The 14842-nt window shown below is 51.8% G+C and carries 19 protein-coding genes; 17 read left to right on the forward strand and 2 right to left on the reverse strand.

From position 1 onward, the window contains the following. Position 1 precedes the first annotated feature (1 nt). From GF423_RS08980 to GF423_RS09060, 17 genes are all read left to right on the forward strand, one after another. Positions 2 to 1594 carry a metallophosphoesterase family protein gene (locus GF423_RS08980; RefSeq protein ID WP_154328033.1) on the forward strand — a complete coding sequence of 531 codons (1593 nt, stop codon included), beginning with the start codon at positions 2 to 4 and terminating at the stop codon, positions 1592 to 1594. A gap of 54 nt (positions 1595 to 1648) precedes the next feature. Then, positions 1649 to 2197 carry a hypothetical protein gene (locus tag GF423_RS08985; RefSeq protein WP_154328034.1) on the forward strand — a complete coding sequence of 183 codons (549 nt, stop codon included), beginning with the start codon at positions 1649 to 1651 and terminating at the stop codon, positions 2195 to 2197. Further along, positions 2194 to 2643 (forward strand): D-Ala-D-Ala carboxypeptidase family metallohydrolase, encoded by a 450-nt coding sequence (locus tag GF423_RS08990; RefSeq protein WP_154328035.1) that lies wholly within the window; start codon positions 2194 to 2196, stop codon positions 2641 to 2643. The genes GF423_RS08985 and GF423_RS08990 overlap by 4 nt, the downstream gene beginning before the upstream one ends. A 4-nt stretch (positions 2644 to 2647) precedes the next feature. Continuing rightward, entirely contained in the window at positions 2648 to 3130 is a 483-nt protein-coding gene (locus GF423_RS08995; protein WP_154328036.1) for a hypothetical protein, read from the forward strand. A 214-nt stretch (positions 3131 to 3344) separates the two neighbouring features. Further along, positions 3345 to 4283 (forward strand): hypothetical protein, encoded by a 939-nt coding sequence (locus tag GF423_RS09000; protein ID WP_154328037.1) that lies wholly within the window; start codon positions 3345 to 3347, stop codon positions 4281 to 4283. A gap of 54 nt (positions 4284 to 4337) precedes the next feature. Continuing rightward, on the forward strand, positions 4338 to 4724 hold the full coding sequence (locus GF423_RS09005; RefSeq protein WP_154328038.1) for a hypothetical protein: 387 nt from the start codon (positions 4338 to 4340) through the stop codon (positions 4722 to 4724). Then, positions 4721 to 4930 (forward strand): helix-turn-helix domain-containing protein, encoded by a 210-nt coding sequence (locus GF423_RS09010; RefSeq protein WP_154328039.1) that lies wholly within the window; start codon positions 4721 to 4723, stop codon positions 4928 to 4930. The genes GF423_RS09005 and GF423_RS09010 overlap by 4 nt, the downstream gene beginning before the upstream one ends. A 283-nt stretch (positions 4931 to 5213) precedes the next feature. Beyond that, a complete protein-coding gene (locus GF423_RS09015) occupies positions 5214 to 5486 on the forward strand; it encodes a hypothetical protein (protein WP_154328040.1) in 273 nt (90 codons plus the stop codon). After that, positions 5483 to 5800 (forward strand): hypothetical protein, encoded by a 318-nt coding sequence (locus tag GF423_RS09020; RefSeq protein ID WP_154328041.1) that lies wholly within the window; start codon positions 5483 to 5485, stop codon positions 5798 to 5800. The genes GF423_RS09015 and GF423_RS09020 overlap by 4 nt, the downstream gene beginning before the upstream one ends. Beyond that, positions 5797 to 6153 carry a hypothetical protein gene (locus tag GF423_RS09025; RefSeq protein WP_154328042.1) on the forward strand — a complete coding sequence of 119 codons (357 nt, stop codon included), beginning with the start codon at positions 5797 to 5799 and terminating at the stop codon, positions 6151 to 6153. Before GF423_RS09020 ends, GF423_RS09025 begins: the two co-directional genes overlap by 4 nt. Then, complete coding sequence (locus tag GF423_RS09030) at positions 6132 to 6470, forward strand: hypothetical protein (RefSeq protein ID WP_154328043.1); 339 nt, start codon at positions 6132 to 6134, stop codon at positions 6468 to 6470. The genes GF423_RS09025 and GF423_RS09030 overlap by 22 nt, the downstream gene beginning before the upstream one ends. A 3-nt stretch (positions 6471 to 6473) precedes the next feature. Beyond that, positions 6474 to 6779: a hypothetical protein gene (locus GF423_RS09035; protein ID WP_154328044.1), complete on the forward strand. Its 306-nt coding sequence runs from the start codon at positions 6474 to 6476 to the stop codon at positions 6777 to 6779. Continuing rightward, on the forward strand, positions 6776 to 7087 hold the full coding sequence (locus GF423_RS09040; protein ID WP_154328045.1) for a hypothetical protein: 312 nt from the start codon (positions 6776 to 6778) through the stop codon (positions 7085 to 7087). Before GF423_RS09035 ends, GF423_RS09040 begins: the two co-directional genes overlap by 4 nt. A 2-nt stretch (positions 7088 to 7089) precedes the next feature. Further along, positions 7090 to 8295 (forward strand): DEAD/DEAH box helicase, encoded by a 1206-nt coding sequence (locus GF423_RS09045; RefSeq protein WP_154328046.1) that lies wholly within the window; start codon positions 7090 to 7092, stop codon positions 8293 to 8295. Continuing rightward, positions 8292 to 9560 carry a DUF3440 domain-containing protein gene (locus GF423_RS09050; RefSeq protein ID WP_154328047.1) on the forward strand — a complete coding sequence of 423 codons (1269 nt, stop codon included), beginning with the start codon at positions 8292 to 8294 and terminating at the stop codon, positions 9558 to 9560. The genes GF423_RS09045 and GF423_RS09050 overlap by 4 nt, the downstream gene beginning before the upstream one ends. Further along, positions 9557 to 10051: an IbrB-like domain-containing protein gene (locus GF423_RS09055; RefSeq protein ID WP_154328048.1), complete on the forward strand. Its 495-nt coding sequence runs from the start codon at positions 9557 to 9559 to the stop codon at positions 10049 to 10051. Before GF423_RS09050 ends, GF423_RS09055 begins: the two co-directional genes overlap by 4 nt. Beyond that, positions 10048 to 10677 (forward strand): helix-turn-helix domain-containing protein, encoded by a 630-nt coding sequence (locus GF423_RS09060; RefSeq protein ID WP_154328049.1) that lies wholly within the window; start codon positions 10048 to 10050, stop codon positions 10675 to 10677. Before GF423_RS09055 ends, GF423_RS09060 begins: the two co-directional genes overlap by 4 nt. A 214-nt stretch (positions 10678 to 10891) precedes the next feature. On the opposite strand, the gene GF423_RS09065 is transcribed toward GF423_RS09060, so the two are convergent. Both GF423_RS09065 and tnpA read right to left on the reverse strand, forming a co-directional pair. Beyond that, a complete protein-coding gene (locus GF423_RS09065) occupies positions 10892 to 12079 on the reverse strand; it encodes a hypothetical protein (protein ID WP_154328050.1) in 1188 nt (395 codons plus the stop codon). A gap of 767 nt (positions 12080 to 12846) precedes the next feature. Continuing rightward, positions 12847 to 13293 carry an IS200/IS605 family transposase gene (tnpA, locus tag GF423_RS09070; protein WP_154328051.1) on the reverse strand — a complete coding sequence of 149 codons (447 nt, stop codon included), beginning with the start codon at positions 13291 to 13293 and terminating at the stop codon, positions 12847 to 12849. Positions 13294 to 14842: the final 1549 nt, after the last annotated feature.

The raw sequence follows: 14842 nt of genomic DNA on the forward strand, positions 1-14842 counted from the left end.
TATGGCAAAAATAATTAGGCTAAAAGGCAATGATGGAAAGGAGGCCTACCCGATTGGCATGCATCTTGGCAGCAATTATAATGGCAATGTCAAAGGAGTATGGAGGGAACTTGCTCTGCTACCTATTGCTAACGGGGTAATCGACCAATCCACTGGTCACTTCGTGTTTCAAGACGACGCGCCTGCTTGCAGCGATACGATGATAATTCCAGAATACCCAATTACAATGCACGTTAAGTTGCCGGACAATCTTCGCATGAATATGTATAGCGGCTATCGTATTAATCTTCCAAACGATACAGACTCTTATTCTTACGAAAATGCTGTTACAGGCATCGCTAACGGCGCCTCTTTCACATTTCCTACTGGACCAGCAGGGAAAGATGGATATCCCGCGCAACCATGCATGTATAGGGCTGAATTTTATTATGGTAGTAACTACAACACTTATCCAAGCTATAATGACATTGAAAATTTGATAAAAAATGGTGAAATCAAGATAATGTACTTCTCAAAGTCAGGCGACGTGTTTTCGCGTAACTACGAGCAAGAAAAGCTAATACGAGGTATATCAATGAAATCAACCTCGTCGACTTCATCAACACGCCGGCATATCTTTGCTCATGCAAGTGACTTCCATGGTGATGTTTACCGGATGCGTGACTTCCTTGATTTTTGCGGCGCGTTTAATCATAATGGATATATAACACCAATTATCACTGGAGATACAGTTGCGCAGACAACGCACGATGGTTGGGCTTGGGCATTTAAAGAGCTATATAATTATGGCGGAAAATGGGCACTGACTACAGGTAATCATGATGTGTGCTATGGAGGCGATTTTAAAACTTTTCACGTAAATTTAAATGCTTGGCTCAAAAGGATAGGGGTTACTTTACCTTCCGGCATAGTTAATAATTCAGCCTCATATTATAGCATTACACTCGACAATACTGTTATTATATGTATTGACCAGTACGACAACCTTGCACGTTCGGGATATAACATCAGCCAAACGCAGGCGCAGTGGATTATTGACACGCTTAAAAATGTGCCGTCTGGTAATAACATACTGATTGCGATGCATCAAATGGAAGTGCCAATTGACCCGATTGCAGGGAACACTGAGTTCTTTGAGCAAACGATGAAGTATGACGACAGTGCTAAAACAGAGCGGCTGCAAACTGGCGACTTGCTTACAAAGCTTATTGACGCATTTATAGGACGGACTACAACGGGTAACATTAGCGTAACAAATTTGAATGGGAGTAGCTACACCATATCGGCAGACTTCTCAACCGCGAAGGGCACTTTTGTAGCGTTTTTGAGTGGTCACACGCATCGTGACCGCATCGGATATAACACAGGCACTACACACAAGCAACTGCACATGAATATCTCATGCGCGTGTGCTGGTTATGCGTACCAACGAGACCTTCCGACGAACGGTGGGTGGGGTGCATCTCAAGATGTGTTTAACGTGTTCGCCATCAACAACGACACGAACGAGGTAGAAATAGTGCGTGTAGGGGCAACGTACAATGTTGGCAACACACGTCACCCATTTTACATGAAGGTTAAATTCAAGGACTAAGTGATGATAAAAAATTAACTATTTAAGTAGTAAAAACAAAATATTGACTATAAAATGAACATCGAAAACATAAGACGAGTGTTTTTCACGCTTTTCGGGGCCCTTGCTACCGCACTGGCACCTACTCTGCCATACGTGCTGCTGTGCACCGCAGCCGTGCTGGCCGACTGCCTCAGCGCCTTGATGCTCGCACGCAGGGCACGCAAGGTGCTGCCGAGGCTGACCAACCCCGACACGGCAAAACTCAAGTCGCACCACTTCGGAGAGACAATCGTGACGCTCATGGAGGTCTACGCCCTGCTTATTTTCGCTTACTACCTGCACATGTACGTCACCAGTTCGATGCCATTCGATGCGCTCAAGCTGAGCGCAGGGGGCGTGATATTTTGGCAGGGTTGGTCCATCCTCGAGAACATGAGCAGCTGCAACGGCGCCCGATGGGCCAAGCTGCTGCAAAACGTCATGGTCGACAAGACAGCAAGGCACCTCGACATTGACCGCGACGAGCTCGAAGAGGTGCTCAACAGCCGCCGCTCAGGCGAAGACACAACCGCTGTTAACGAGGAGAGCGGGCCTCAGCAGCACAAACACAAACAATCATGAAGTATTTCACCATGCGCGAACTCACGCGCAGCGCAACAGCAAAACGCCTCGGAATTAACAACGAGCCCACCGAGGCCGTCAAGGCCAACCTCACCGCCCTGGTCGAGCACATTCTCGACCCGTTGCGCGAGGCCTGGGGCGCGCCCATCATCGTGACCAGCGGCTACCGTAGCCCGCAGCTCAACAAGGCCGTGCACGGGGCTGCATCGAGCCAGCACGTAATCGGCCAGGCAGCCGACATCCACACCGTGAGCGACCGCCCGGAGGACAACCGCAAGCTGCTTGACCTCATCATTGAGCTTGGGTTGCCCTACGATCAGGTCATCAACGAGTACCCCGACCGCAAGGGAGGCCCCGACTGGATACACGTGTCATATGGACCCCGGAACCGCCGTAACCGCCTCACCTGCGTGCGCGGGAAGTACAAACCAGGACTTAATCCTTAGTGCAATGAAAGAGTACAACAGGAGGAAGCATGAAAGGCGTGCAGGCGTCACCGCCCTCATCATCGCAGCAGTTGCAACGCTGCTGCTCATGTGCTCGTGCAGGACGACCAGGGTGCTGGAGCAGGTGCCGGCATACGTGCACGACACAACGACCGTATACCGCTACCAGGTGCGCCACGACACCCTGCACAGCTACACGCGCGACAGCGTGTACATGTACGTCAAAGGCGACACGGTGTACCACAACGCGGTGCGCTACATCGACAACTCGCGCGTGGTTTACCGCTGCGACACGGTGCACTCCAATCGTGTAGTAGAGCGACCTGTGACAATCACCAAGACAGAGATTAAGGAGGTCGAGAAGCAGCTCACACGGTGGCAGCGCTTGAAGATGAACCTCGGCGGCTGGCTGCTTGCTGCTGTGGCACTGCTGCTCATAGGTGGTGGCGTGTACGGGATTTTGAAGGTCAAGAAGATTATCAGGTAGTTTTTTCATAATAGTTGTTTAGGTTAATTAGATGAAGCGCTGCTTGCCCGTGAGGGTGGTCAGCGTTTTTTCTTTGTATCACGGATGAATTTCCAATAAACGTTAAAAAGTAAATTTTCGCCAAAAAGTGTACCAAAATATTTGTACAATTAAAAATAAAGGGCTATATTTGCAATGTAAGATTTAAGAATACTAACAACTAAAAACAACAGTTATGAAAGCAATTACAAAAAACGGGAGTGAGTATGAAGTAAGGTTTTGCGAGCCTACTCTGTACGACCTCGAGAGGGCGGCCAAACACGGCACCGGAAACTCATCTTACGTCCAGGCGAAGATGAAAATAGATGGCATGTGGGACACGGTTTGGTTACGATATGCAAGGATTGGCGAGATGTGGATTCCAGTTGTCGAACTGGTGACGAAGAAAGAATATGAGGCTCTCGGGGTAAAATACGAGGGCAAAAGAAAGGTTGTCATCAGGCTTGACAAGGACTTCGCTGAGGAATATAAATCTCTCATCGAAGCGGGGATTGAAGCCGAGAGGGCAAAGGCTAACGCCTATGACTTCAGTGAGTTAATAATATTCGTCTACTGTGGTTCCCCCTCAATAAGTGGTTGGGACGTAGACGACAAAGAGGGTGGGGCTTTGGCATGTTTTAATGACGAAGCTCGCGAAATGTGTGACATGTTTGAAGCTGCATACGCAGCAAGCGAACATGAAGTTTATAAATACTTCGCGAGCAGGGACCAGCACGACTACAGGTGCGATTACACTGTTAAAAAAAGCGACATGCCAGCACTCCGGAGAATTGCTGAGCCAGTGCTCCGTCGCCGCGAGCAGCAAAGAGTTAGGAAAGCTAACATAGCCAACGGAGCTATTTACTTCAAGTGCGAGAGCCAGCAGCACGATGAAGATTTGACGAGCATAGCGCTGACGCGCCCCTGCCCGAAAGACGGCATTTTCGTGTTGACACACGAAATCAGCAAATCTGACTTTAATCGCATTAAGCGTTATGGTGTTTACTACGACGCCGAAACCCTTGAAGATTTCGACATGTTTTATTCTGACCCAGGCTGGCGGTTCAGCGCTGGCGCCATCGAAGAACTTGCAAAAGACCACCGCGTGTTTGTCGACAACAAGGAGGTCAAGTGATTTAACAACTAATTGAAAATATTAAGCCCTCGACAACACGGTTAAGTCAACATTATGACAGCAAAACAACTCATTGAAAATAATCAGATCTTGACCCTCGATAAGGCTCAAAGCCTCATCGGTAAAACTATCCTCGTAACCAACCCCGAGGACAGGGCTAACGAGCCCCTGGTGCGAGAGGTGGAGGTGAGCCTGGTCACCGCCTACGACCACTACTCCAAGGTGCTCATGCCACGGCTCTACGGCGACGACAAGGAGGGAGCAAAGTGCTATTACAACGATGTCATTAAACCCAGGGAGCAAGAGCTGCGAGACACCTTCGTGCTCTACGACAGCAAGGGCAATGTAACTGCCCATTGCTACCCAGAAAACGATTGGTTCGACGTTCCTACATTCTGTGGCAGCGACGAGAACAGACCTATATATTACGTTGAGAAATGAAGATTAACGAAAAAATAAAATCGCTGCGCCTGGAGCGCGGCATGAGCATACGTCAGCTGGCTGATGCCACGGGCGTTTCGAAAACAACGATAGTCAACATCGAGCAGGGGTACAACTCTGCCAGCATCGAGCTTGTACAGCGCCTGCTCGACCATCTCGGATATGAATTAAGCATCACGACGAAAAGGGAGCGTCCTGCACAATAAAAAACCGCACTACTTTCACAAGCAGGGCGGCCGATGGAAAATATATCCATTTTTATAGTTATGTATATTGTTAATGCTAAAGTAGTTGTTTGTCATTTCATTTCCAAATTAGTTCACGTATTTTAACGTTTTACAGCCCCCACTCGCGATGAGCAGGGGGTTGTCTTGTGAAGGCAACCACGAAAAAAAATGATTTTTCTTGAAAAAATCTTGTGCGCAAATTTGCGTACAAGGAAAATTTCACTTATCTTTGTGATGTACAAATAACTTAACAAATTAAACTATGTATTTATTAGCAATTGACACCTACACAACGGAATGCAACGCATGGTTCTGCGTGCGCGATTGGAGAGTGAGAACGGCAACTCAGGGCTCATCTTGCGAGCTGAATAAAGAGTTCGAAGAAGGGCCTGTACTGTTTCAAGGAACATTTGATGCTTGTTACGCCTTTGCAGCAGGCTTCGGTGTGCCTCTCTACAAGTACGACGTGCGAGAGTACACCGCAATAACAAAAGCCGCCAGGGAGCGCCTCAACAACCTCAACAGCAAGCAATGATGACCAAGTGTGTATCGGTGAGGCTCGACAGCCTTGTAAGCATCAGCGACAAGGCCTATAAGGCTGTCGACTTCGCCGGCAACGAGGCGATAATCCCGAAAAGCCAGGTGCTGGCACGCGACTATGAGGTCGTCAAGAGTGACGCCTGGTGGATCAGCGCATGGATAATGCAGCAGAAGAACCTGCAATGGTCGTCAAAGAAGACGGCCTGGTTCGACGAGAAGGGCAACATGCAGAGGGTTGTTATCCGGCATTACAAGCCCGAAAAGAAATCACCTGTAACTAATAATATCATTAATCAATTAAAGAAATGAAAGTAAGAATTTACAGTCACAACGGCAAGACCGAGTACATCGAGTTTGACCTCGGAAAGTACACAATGGAGAACCTTGACAAGGTGAAGTCTGATTACTTCACCGCCTGCGGAAAGAACTGCTACCTCAAGGTGGGGTTTTTCCCCGAAAATGAGAAGGAAGAGCGCATGATTTCCTACTTCTCGTGGCAGATGCCAAATTCATACACAAGGCACTTTTACACCGTCCAGGCGCGTTACGCCATGCAGGGCAACAAAATACTGCCCCGTGTTAGCGACGAGACGCTCAAAGAGCTCGATGGATATTTGGTAAACGACCGTAAGGAATTTGAATGGTGGATGTCTGCCAACTAAGAGAGAATGAAATCCTTGCCACCGCTCAGCGCGTCAAGTACCGCCGCGTGGAATACCATGAGGGCTACGTGACGATTGAGCAGAACCGCACACGGAGAAGGGTGCCGGACGGATACCACTTCGAGGACAACGGAGTGGAGATATATGTGAGCACATTCTACTCACACATCTTCCAGCATAAGGCTAAGATTAGGCGGTTCATCGTCAACAAGGTCACAAAGGAGTGGCGAGACTTCATCGCTGTGTCGATCGAGCATCATATACCCGAAAGAATTGAACCTAAGCAGAACAATATAATAATCGATTTAAAGAAATAAGCAATGGGACTTGACAAAAACAACACAAACCAGTTTTACCTGCTTGGCAGGTTTTGGGCAGTCGTCGAGATGTGCAACGAGGCACGTTTCAGCCCGACACAGGTTGATCAATTATTTCTCGACCCCACAAGCGTGTGGAGGTTCGACCTCAACAAGCAGCGCAACACCGAACTCCGGCAGGAGATACTCGCGCTGGCACCTGCCGACGGGTGGCCACAACGCCAGCTTTCGCCCAGTGAGGCCAGCAAAGTGTGGGTGGGTTACTACCACCAAAAGGCGTATATGGAACCTAAACTCGAAGAGATATGAAATACGCATCTATTATGCTCACAGACTTAAAGCTCATCTCACCTCGCTGCTACACAGCGAAGCTTATAGACGGGAGAAAAATACGCATACCGGTATCACAGCTTGCAGGCATTGACAAAGATTACAAGTTCGGGTCGTACTATTGGGTTGCGTCGTGGCTTGTGAGAAAGGAAGGGATTCAGCCGAGAAAGCAGTGCGTTTTCGACGATTCAATGAAGCGTCGAAAGGCACAGACCATCACGCAGGTGATAAAGCCCTTCCCGGTAGCACCTGTTGAGAGTAACGTAATCAATTCATTAAAACGATAGACATGGAAGATTTGCAGTATCAAGCGGACGCAAAGCGGTACCTCAACGATTGGAAAGTAGGTGCCTTGTTCATGGATGCCGGCACGGGAAAGACGAAGGTGGCGGTGGATATCGTCAACAACTCCCCGTGCGACTTTGTGCTGTGGGTAGGGCCGTTACAGACTATCCGCAAGAAGCACATCACCGCTGAGGTGGAGAACCAGGGAGGCTTCAAGATGCCCTCCAAGTTCGTGGGTGTCGAGAGCATCGGGCAGAGCGACCGCATCTATCTCGAGGTGATAGATGAGCTGGAGAAGTACAAGTGCCCCTTCGTCGTTGTCGACGAGTCGCTCAAAATCAAGAATGCAGGTGCAAAGCGCACGATGAGGCTGCTTGAAATCGGCAGGCGTGTGGAGTACAAGCTCATCCTTAACGGCACGCCCATCAGCCGCAACCTGCTCGACGTATGGTCGCAGATGGAGTTCCTTTCCCCGCTTATCCTCAACATGACACTCTCGCAATTCAAGAAAACGTTCTGCGAGATAACGCGCATCACGAAAACGGACGGGTACAGGTATTACACGAAAGAGTACATCTCGGGCTACGAGAACGTGGATTACCTCTACTCGCTCATACGCCACTACGTGTTTAGGGCAGACCTACAGCTCAACATCTCGCAGAATTACCGCTATCGCAGATACTGCATAGATGAAGACAGCCTCGCGGAATATCAGAGCATCAAGGAAGAGTTCCTCACTGATGAAATGCTGGAGTGGCGCAACAACAACATCTTCCTCGAGATGACGCAGAAGATGCAGCACGCCTACTGCTGCACCGCGAGCAAGTTCGAGCAGGTGCGTGAAATACTTGCCGAGAGCGAGGTCGAGCCCGAGCATACGATTATCTTCTGCAAGTACATCAAGAGCAGGGAGATGTGCGAGAAGGCTTTTCCTCGCTGCCTGGTGCTGTCTTATCAGAAGGATAGCCTCGGCCTCAACCTGCAAGACTACAACGTGACTATCTACTTCGACAAGGTGTGGGACTATGCGCTGCTCACCCAGTCGACGAGGCGCACATACCGCACCGGCCAGGAACGAGACTGCCTCTACTACGACTTGACCGGCAATGTGGGGCTTGAGAGCCTGATAGACCGCAACATCAGCAAGAAAGTCACGATGAGCGAGTACTTCAAGAAAGCAACAAAAGAACAGATTAAAAATGACTTATGAACGTATATGAAGCATTGATAAAGCGTCTGGACTTCGTGTTCAGCGAGTTCGACAAGGTGGTCGTTTCGTTCAGCGGTGGCAAGGACAGCGGCGTGCTGCTGTCAATCACCATGGACTACGCAAAGCGCACGGGCAACCTTGGCAGGCTGGCTGTGTACCACATGGACTACGAGGCGCAGTACACCAAGACTACCGAGTATGTAGACAGGGTGTTCAACTCCTTGCCGGACGGCGTGGACGGTTACCGTGTCTGCCTGCCGGTAAAAGCCCAGTGCTCGACCTCCATGTTTCAAGCCTATTGGCAGCCGTGGAAGTTGAGCGACAAGGCGATTTGGTGCAGGCCTATGCCGACGAAGCACGTAATCAACGAGGACAACTTCCCGTGGGATTTCGACTACGAGATAAGCGACTACGAGTTTAACATCGAGTTCGGCAAGGCTGTATATCCAAACAAGAAGGTGTGTTTCCTCATCGGCATCCGCACGCAGGAGTCGCTGAACCGATGGCGCACGATGAACAGACGGATGGCGGTCAACGAGTACAAGGGACGGAACTACACAACCGTCATCACCGACAAGCTGGTCAACGCCTATCCGCTGTTCGACTGGGCTGTTGAGGACGTGTGGACGGCCAACGCCCGTTTCGGCTACGACTACAACAAAGTGTACGACCTCATGTACCTGGCAGGTGTGCCGTTGTCGAAAATGCGTGTAGCCTCACCGTTCAACGACTGCGCCCAGGACGCGCTGAAGCTCTACAAGGTGCTGGAACCCGACACATGGGGGCTGCTCGTGGGGCGCGTGAACGGCGTCAACTTCACGGGGCTGTACGGAGGCACCACCGCTATGGGATGGAAGAAGATAACCAAGCCTGCGCACTTCACGTGGAAGCAGTATATGTACTTCCTGCTCGACACCCTGCCCGAGGAAACGAGAAAGAACTACCTCTACAAACTCGGCGTGAGCATCAAGTTTTGGAGAGAGCGCGGCGGCTGTCTCTCTGATGAGACCATCAAGGAGCTGCGGGATGCCGGCGTTAACATCGAGGTCTCCGACCACACCAACTACAAGACGTCGAAGAAACCCGTGAGGATGGACTACCTCGACGACATCGACATCAAGGAGTTCAAGGAGATACCGACCTACAAACGCATGTGCATCTGCATCATCAAAAACGACCACCTCTGCAAGTACATGGGTTTCTCGTTGACAAAGGACGAGATGAAAAGACGTAAAGCAATACAAGAAAAATATAGAGACTTATGAAATCACCAGTTTATAATATTAAAGCAATCCCGATTGAGGACATTCAGGCGAACAGCTACAACCCCAACCACGTTGCCCCTCCCGAGATGAAGCTGCTCTACGAGAGCATCAAGGAGGATGGATATACCATGCCGATTGTGGTCTATCCGCTCGGCAACGGCAAGTATGAGATTGTTGACGGCTACCACCGCTACACCACCATGTTGCTGCACCGCGACATCTACGAGCGCGAGGGCGGAAAGCTGCCGTGCAGCATCATCGACAAGGACAAGAGCAACCGCATGGCGAGCACCATTCGCCACAACCGCGCCCGTGGGTCACACTCGATTGAGTTGATGATGAACATCGTCAGCGAGCTCAAGAAGGCCGGCATGAGCGACGCGTGGATCATGAAAGAGATAGGCATGGACGCTGATGAGCTGCTGCGTTACAAGCAGCTGTCGGGCCTTGCAGAATTGTTTAAAGATAGGGAATTTTCTGAATCGAAATGAAGCAGTACAAAGTAGTGATAGTATTCAACGATGGAGACGAAATCAACGCGAAAGTAGCCGCCTGGAACCAGACCGACGCCCTGCAGCGCATCATGTCTAACAAGCAGGCAACGGAGTTCATTACGTCACATGACGACGTTAAGAATGTCGACATCACCTGCCTCGGCGAGTACAAAGATATACCGGACGATCCTCAACGTTTTGTCCTTTCACCATCACAAGAACGTGATGGCTGGCTTGTCGCCGCTGACAGAAAGACAAACATGGTGTTTATCTTCATGGAGGGTGCATTCCGTGAGAGTGTCGAGTACAAGCCATTGGACGACATGACACCGCTCGATGCTGCTGCCGCGATGAGAGAGCTCGGAGACTGGCTGAGGCTGTATCATGCTGATATGCTGGGTGGCAACGAGACTGCATCGAAAATAAACCGAATGCGTGTCGGGGCGCTTGTCGCTGAGGCGCGCAAGAAGCAGGGCTTGACGTTGCGTGAGCTTGCAGAGCTGAGCGGCGTGTCGTATCAGAACATAACGAAGATAGAAAACGGAAAGTACAACGTGAGCATCGACATACTGAACAAGCTGTGTGCTACCCTGGGGCTGAAGATTGACTTGAGCGGGTACTAAAAAACCCCTGCCGGGCAAAGACAGGGGCGCAACGCATTTTCACAACAGCACGATTATTCTTGCGTTACACCTAACCATTACCGATGAAGTAGCATAAGGTTCGCCCTTGTGCTACTTTTTTTATAAAAAAGTGACACCGGGCTTCACAGTCAGGTGTCACACAAGTCAAACATTTAATTCATTCTGACAAATGAACAAATGTACTGCAAATATACTACAAATTTCTTGAGGAAGAGATAAAATCGCACACCTTTCTCACGCAAGCCGTTGCCATTTCCGGCGTTACCTTGATGTAAGCATAGAGCATCTTGTTGTGTCCACCGCCCAGTGAGTGACCAAGCACGTAGTCAATCACACTCTCACTCTCTCCCAGGGCAAAGGCGTGCTGTGCAAAAGACTTGCGAGCCGAGTAGAACGTAAGCCCCGGCAGTCCATAGTCATCACGATAGGAACGCACCGTGCTGACCATTGAGTGGCACTGGTTTATGTCTGCCGCCTTATACATCTTCAACTTGCCGTCCTCCCCCTTGTACTTGTCGATAATGGGCTTCGCCTCTGATGGTATCTCGAACTCTACATAAGGATTGACCTTTGTCTTTCGTTCTGTCTTCGTGCGGACGTAGTGCAGCGTATCTGCACACACGTTGAAGTTGATGTGAGCAAGATCTATGAGGTTGATGCCGCCGAGGTAGTAGGACAGCATGAACAGGTCACGGAACTTGTTATAGCCTCTGCGGTTCGTCTTGTTGTCGCGAATGAACCTCACCTGGTCGGGAGTGAGCCAGTTTTGCCGCACGGCGACCACTCGATGGTAGCAGCCCTGTGTCGGCGGTATGCGGAAATCGGTGTAACCGTTCATTTGACAGAACTTGACAATCTGCGAGAGCAGTGTCACCTGCGTCTGTAGAGTGATGGGGGCTATCTCGGCACCGCGTTTCTTCATGAAGCGTTGAACCATGAGCGGCGTGAGATGTGACATGAACGTTGTTTCGGGGATAACTGACGTGATGGACTTGAACCTGGTTCGGTAGCGTTCTTTGGTGGTGTCCTTTGCTGTTGACACCTCCAGCATCTCCTCGAAAGCCGACCGCAACGTGTGCGTCTTCTTGCCCCGCGTGTGCAGGATTGTGGCAACCAGCTCGGCGCAGGTCATTCCCTCGGTGTAGGGAGTCTCGTCGATGATGCGCTGCACCTCCTGCATGCGCTGGAGCAGCTTCGTGTTGAGATAGGTAGCATCGTCACGCTTGACGATCTTGCCGTTTTTCCACTCTTTGGTGGAGTTGATGATAACATCGGTGAGGATGTATCGGGTCTGTGAGCGGTGAGCCACCGCGATACGGACTTTGTGTCTTCCGTCCTTGAGTGCCTTGCAGGGCACTACTGTCAATGAAAGTATAGCCATAATTTTTTCGACAATTTTTAGACAATTATCGGGAAACAAAAACGCCAAATCGACAATTTTTGGACAATCAGTTCAGCCCCAAATTTGGAGTTGTTTCCCATTTAATCTACTGATTAAGTCGCTAAAAGTTCGCTACTTACAAGTGTTTAGGCAAATAAGTTGATATTCATCACTCTACTTAGTGCAAGTCGAGTGAAATGCAAAGAATACCGAGTTGAATTTTGTGCACCTAGTGCCCGGCAGCCCACGTGGGTGCGTGGCTTATGCAGGGGTTGCGCTCGCCCTGGGGGCTCGCTTCACCACCTGCGCGTCGCTGTGCCGCTCCCGTTCGGGAGCTTGCCCCACGTGGGTGCGTGGCGGAAACAGGGGTTGCGCTCGCCCGTTGGGCTCGCTCCACCGCCTGCCTACACTGTGCCGCCCGTTTCACGGGCTAATCCCGCGGGTGATGTTGGTTTGCAGGGGTTGCGCTCGCCCGTTGGGCTCGCTCCACCGCCTGCCTACACTGTGCCGCCCGTTTCACGGGCTAAAATTGTGTTTATGCCCGTGGTGGCGCGGCGGCGAGGATACATTGAAAATTTTTTTTTCGTGTGATTTATTGTTGATTTTCCTCCATCGCCTGGTGGCGGGCGCGGTGGTAGCCCGTGAAACGGGCGACATAGAGTAGGCAGGCGGTGGAGCGAGCCAGCGGCGAGCGGAACCCCTGTGACCGCACCGCCCCCGCCAGGTCAAGCTCCCGAACGGGAGCGGCACAGCTACGGGGCAGGGTGTTATAAATAACGATGGTCGTATTCTATCCCGTATGCATCCAAAAAGACTTTGAATTCTTCGGCAAACGTTCGCTTCTCGTGGTGATGCTCTTGATTGCGTATGTACTGAATGACTTTGGACTTTAACGATACGCTCACCGAAAATGCCCCATACCCTTCTTGCCATGCAAACTGATTGTAGATGGGACTGTAACGTTTCAACCACCGGGAACTCTCTGCCTTGATTGTGCGTACTAAATCGGCCAAGGCTATGGTTTTTGTCACCGACACCAGCATGTGCACGTGGTCGGGCATGCCGCCAATTTCAATGAGATGACTGCCGGTTGCGTTGACGATGCCTGCCATGTACTTGTACAGACTGCCTTCGTCGTCGTGAGCTATGGTTGTGCCACCCGTTTTTGTGTGAAACACGATGTGCACGTTGTTGCTTACGTAGGTGTTTGCCATTTTGTCGTTTTTTTCTCCATTTGGGAGATGGAGTTATGTTGTTGGTGCAATAGAATTTTGTAAAAATGCAAACATAATATAAAAGAAATAATTGTGCAACCGAATATTGTAAAAACGCGTTGATGCAGGGTTGCGCTCGCCCTGGGGGCTCGCTTCACCGCCTGCGCGTCGCTGTGCCGCTCCCGTTTGGGAGCTTGCCCCACGTGGGTGCGTGGCTTATGCAGGGGTTGCGCTCGCCCGTTGGGCTCGCTCCACCGCCTGCCTACACTGTGCCGCCCGTTTCACGGGCTAATCCCGCGGGTGATGTTGGTTTGCAGGGGTTGCGCTCGCCCGTTGGGCTCGCTCCACCGCCTGCCTACACTGTGCCGCCCGTTTCACGGGCTAATCCCGCAGGTGATGTTGGGTTGCAGGGGTTGCGCTCGCCCTGGGGGCTCGCTTCACCACCTGCGCGTCGCTGTGCCGCTCCCGTTCGGGAGCTTGCCCCACGTGGGTGCGTGGCTTATGCAGGGGTTTCGCTCGCCCGTTGGGCTCGCTCCACCGCCTGCCTACACTGTGCCGCCCGTTTCACGGGCTAATCCCGCGGGTGATGTTGGTTTGCAGGGGTTGCGCTCCGCCCGTTGGGCTCGCTCCACCGCCTGCCTACACTGTGCCGCCCGTTTCACGGGCTAATCCCGCAGGTGATGTTGGGTTGCAGGGGTTGCGCTCGCCCTGGGGGCTCGCTTCACCACCTGCGCGTCGCTGTGCCGCTCCCGTTCGGGAGCTTGCCCCACGTGGGTGCGTGGCTTATGCAGGGGTTTCGCTCGCCCGTTGGGCTCGCTCCACCGCCTGCCTACACTGTGCCGCCCGTTTCACGGGCTAATCCCGCGGGTGATGTTGGTTTGCAGGGGTTGCGCTCCGCCCCGTGGCGTCGCTCCACCGCCTGCCTACACTGTGCCGCCCGTTTCACGGGCTAATCCCGCGGGTGATGTTGGGTTGCAGGGGTTTCGCTCGCCCGTTGGGCTCGCTCCACCGCCTGCCTACACTGTGCCGCCCGTTTCACGGGCTAATCCCGCAGGGTATGTTGGGTTGCAGGGGTTGCGCTCCGCCCGTTGGGCTCGCTCCACCGCCTGCCTACACTGTGCCGCCCGTTTCACGGGCTAAAATTGTGTTTATGCCCGTGGTGGCGCGGCGGCGAGGATACATTGAAAATTTTTTTTCGTGTGATTTATTGTTGATTTTCCTCCATCGCCTGGTGGCGGGCGTGGCGGTAGCCCGTGGAACGGGCGACATAGAGTAGGCAGGCGGTGGAGCGAGCCAGCGGCGAGCGGAACCCCTGTGACCGCACCGCCCCCGCCAGGTCAAGCTCCCGAACGGGAGCGGCACAGCTACGAGACAGGTGGTGGAGCGCGTAACCCCTGCATGGCGCCACCCGCGCATTCGCCAGGGCCCGCATGGGGTGGGTTCGGACGGCCACAAGGGCCGCGCCCTGCCATTTGCTGTGGAACGAAAAAAAGAGCATCCTGGCGGCGGTGGGCTGCCAGGATGCTGTGGGTTGGGGTTGTGGGGCAAG

Source organism: Sodaliphilus pleomorphus, assembly GCF_009676955.1.
GTDB classification, from domain to species: domain Bacteria; phylum Bacteroidota; class Bacteroidia; order Bacteroidales; family Muribaculaceae; genus Sodaliphilus; species Sodaliphilus pleomorphus.

Excerpts from the sequence above, each read along its gene's own strand:
- GF423_RS09050 (WP_154328047.1), top strand. The coding sequence starts at position 8,292 with ATGAACGTATATGAAGCATTGATAAAGCGTCTGGACTTCGTGTTCAGC.
- GF423_RS09005 (WP_154328038.1), top strand. The coding sequence starts at position 4,338 with ATGACAGCAAAACAACTCATTGAAAATAATCAGATCTTGACCCTCGAT.
- tnpA (WP_154328051.1), bottom strand. The coding sequence starts at position 13,293 with ATGGCAAACACCTACGTAAGCAACAACGTGCACATCGTGTTTCACACA.
- GF423_RS08990 (WP_154328035.1), top strand. The coding sequence starts at position 2,194 with ATGAAGTATTTCACCATGCGCGAACTCACGCGCAGCGCAACAGCAAAA.
- GF423_RS09040 (WP_154328045.1), top strand. The coding sequence starts at position 6,776 with ATGAAATACGCATCTATTATGCTCACAGACTTAAAGCTCATCTCACCT.
- GF423_RS09035 (WP_154328044.1), top strand. The coding sequence starts at position 6,474 with ATGGGACTTGACAAAAACAACACAAACCAGTTTTACCTGCTTGGCAGG.
- GF423_RS09055 (WP_154328048.1), top strand. The coding sequence starts at position 9,557 with ATGAAATCACCAGTTTATAATATTAAAGCAATCCCGATTGAGGACATT.
- GF423_RS09000 (WP_154328037.1), top strand. The coding sequence starts at position 3,345 with ATGAAAGCAATTACAAAAAACGGGAGTGAGTATGAAGTAAGGTTTTGC.
- GF423_RS09030 (WP_154328043.1), top strand. The coding sequence starts at position 6,132 with ATGGTGGATGTCTGCCAACTAAGAGAGAATGAAATCCTTGCCACCGCT.
- GF423_RS09060 (WP_154328049.1), top strand. The coding sequence starts at position 10,048 with ATGAAGCAGTACAAAGTAGTGATAGTATTCAACGATGGAGACGAAATC.
- GF423_RS09045 (WP_154328046.1), top strand. The coding sequence starts at position 7,090 with ATGGAAGATTTGCAGTATCAAGCGGACGCAAAGCGGTACCTCAACGAT.
- GF423_RS09025 (WP_154328042.1), top strand. The coding sequence starts at position 5,797 with ATGAAAGTAAGAATTTACAGTCACAACGGCAAGACCGAGTACATCGAG.
- GF423_RS08995 (WP_154328036.1), top strand. The coding sequence starts at position 2,648 with ATGAAAGAGTACAACAGGAGGAAGCATGAAAGGCGTGCAGGCGTCACC.
- GF423_RS09015 (WP_154328040.1), top strand. The coding sequence starts at position 5,214 with ATGTATTTATTAGCAATTGACACCTACACAACGGAATGCAACGCATGG.
- GF423_RS09010 (WP_154328039.1), top strand. The coding sequence starts at position 4,721 with ATGAAGATTAACGAAAAAATAAAATCGCTGCGCCTGGAGCGCGGCATG.
- GF423_RS09065 (WP_154328050.1), bottom strand. The coding sequence starts at position 12,079 with ATGGCTATACTTTCATTGACAGTAGTGCCCTGCAAGGCACTCAAGGAC.
- GF423_RS08985 (WP_154328034.1), top strand. The coding sequence starts at position 1,649 with ATGAACATCGAAAACATAAGACGAGTGTTTTTCACGCTTTTCGGGGCC.
- GF423_RS09020 (WP_154328041.1), top strand. The coding sequence starts at position 5,483 with ATGATGACCAAGTGTGTATCGGTGAGGCTCGACAGCCTTGTAAGCATC.
- GF423_RS08980 (WP_154328033.1), top strand. The coding sequence starts at position 2 with ATGGCAAAAATAATTAGGCTAAAAGGCAATGATGGAAAGGAGGCCTAC.